Annotated in this window: 1 protein-coding gene; it reads right to left on the bottom strand. The window is 73.1% G+C overall.

Annotated features, from left to right (window positions below):
* A partial coding sequence (locus OSB71_RS24080) for a type I polyketide synthase (protein ID WP_265950922.1) occupies positions 1-2261 on the bottom strand: 2261 nt, incomplete at both ends.

The following is a 2261-nucleotide window of genomic DNA, read 5'->3' as shown; positions in this document are numbered from 1 at the left end:
GTCGAAGACGAGGGTGGCGGGGAGGCGGAGGCCGGTGGTGGTGGTGAGGCGGTTGCGGAGTTCGACGGCGGTGAGGGAGTCGAAGCCGAGTTCGGTGAAGGCGCGGTGGGGTGGGACGGCGTCGGTGGTGTCGTGGCCGAGCACGGCCGCGACCTCGGCGCGCACCGCGTCCAGCACGAGACCGAGCCGCTCCCGCGGCGGCCGCCCGGCCAGCCGGTCCGCCAGCCCGGCACCGGCCGCACCGGTGTCCGCGACCCGGCGAGCGGGCACCCGGACCAGCCCGCGCAGCAGGTGCGGAACCTCACGGCCCTGCCGCGCCGACCGGCGGACGACTGCGAGGTCGAGGTTGACCGGCACCACGGCCGCACGGTCCGACATCAGGCTGGTGTCGAGGAGGTGGAGTGCGTGGGTGGGGGTGAGGGGTGGGATGCCGGCGCGGTGCATGCGGGTGTGGTCGGTGGGGGTGAGGGTGTGGGCCATGCCGCCTTCTGCCCAGGGGCCCCAGGCGAGTGAGGTGGCGGGGAGGTTGTGGGTGTGGCGGTGGTGGGCGAGGGCGTCGAGGTAGGCGTTGGCGGCGGCGTAGTTGGCTTGTCCGGCGCCGCCGAGGGTGCCGGCGGCGGAGGAGAAGAGGATGAAGTGGGTGAGGTTGAGGTGGGTGGTGAGGGTGTGGAGGTTCCAGGCGACGGTGGCTTTGGGTTGGAGTGTGGTGGTGAGGTGGTGGGGTGTTTGGGTGTGGAGGGTGGCGTCGTTGAGGGTTCCTGCGGCGTGGATGACGGTGGTGAGGTCGTGTTGGTGGGTGTGGATGATGGGGGCGAGGGCGTGGGGGTCGGCGGCGTCGGCGGTGTGCCAGTGGATGGTGGCGCCGAGTTGTTGGAGTTCGGTGGTGAGGTGGTGGCCGTTGGGTCCGCCGTTGGGTTGGCGGGAGAGGAGGGCGAGGGTGCGGGCGCCGTGGTGGGTGACGAGGTGGCGGGCGATGTGGCTGCCGAGTGCTCCGGTGGCGCCGGTGATGAGGATGGTGCCGGTGAGGGGTTGGGGTGGGGTGTGGGGTGTGGGTTGGGATGTGGTGGTCAGGCGGGGGGCGTAGAGGTGGTGGTCGCGGAGGGCGAGTTGGGGTTCGCCGGTGGCCAGGGCGGTGGCCAGGGCGGTGTCGAGGTCGGTCTGTGGGGTGTGGGGTTGGTCGGTGTCGAGGAGGGTGATGCGGTGCGGGTGTTCGGTCTGGGCGGTGCGGATCAGGCCCCAGACGGCGGCTGCGGGGAGGTTGGTGAGGGGGGTGTCGGCGGCTTCGACGGCGCCGTGGGTGAGGACGACGAGGTGGGTGTCGTCGTCGTGGTGGGTGGTGAGCCAGTCCTGGACCCGGGCGAGGGTGTCGGCGAGCACCTCCTGCACCCCCGACACCGGGTCATCGCCCGTGGAGGCAGCGGGCACGGCCAGGACGTCGACACCGGTGACCGGCGCCGGGGCCGGGGGAGCGGGGACCGTCGTCCACGCGACGCGGTACAGCGAGTCGACCGTCTGCCCTGCGGCCTGCGCGGCGGAGAGTTGGTCGGGGGTGATGGTGCGGAGGGTGAGGGTGTTGATGTGGCCGATGGTGGTGCCGTTGTGGTCGGCGAGGGTGAGGGTGAGGGTGTTGTCGGGGTGGGTGGTGAGGTGGGTGCGTAGGAGGGGGGTGCCGTGGGTGGTGAGGGTGACGCCGGTCCAGGAGAAGGGGAGGGCGGGGCCGTCGGTGGTGGGGTGGGCGCCGGTGGCGGCGATGGTGTGGAGTGCGGCGTCCAGGAGTGCGGGGTGCAGGACGTGGCCGGTGGCGTGGTCCCACTGGTCGTGGGGGAGGGCGATCTCGGCGTAGAGGTCGTCGCCGTCGCGCCAGGCGGTCTTCAGGCCCTGGAAGAGTGGGCCGTAGTCGTAGCCGGCCGTGGCGAGTTCCTCGTAGAGCCCGGTGGTGTCCACGGCCCGGGCGTTCGGGGGCGGCCACGGGGTGAGGCCGCCCCCGGCGGGCGGGGTGGCGGTGGTGGTGAGGGTGCCGGTGGCGTGCAGCGTCCACGCCGCGTCCTCCGCGCCCTGGGTGGCGACGGGGGCGGAGTGCACGGTGATCGAGCGGGTGCCGTCGGGGTCCTCGGTGCCGATGACGACCTGGAGGGTGAGCGCGCCGTGTTCGGGGAGTACGAGCGGTGCTTGGAGGGTGAGTTCGTCGATGGTGCCGCAGCCGACGCGGTCGCCGGCGTGGAGGGCCAGGTCCACGAAGGCCGTGCCCGGCAGCAGCACCG

The organism is Streptomyces marinisediminis (genome assembly GCF_026262575.1).
GTDB lineage: Bacteria > Actinomycetota > Actinomycetes > Streptomycetales > Streptomycetaceae > Streptomyces > Streptomyces marinisediminis.
Note: the sequence above shows the minus strand (reverse complement) of the source record. Positions and strands in the feature narration are given on the sequence as shown.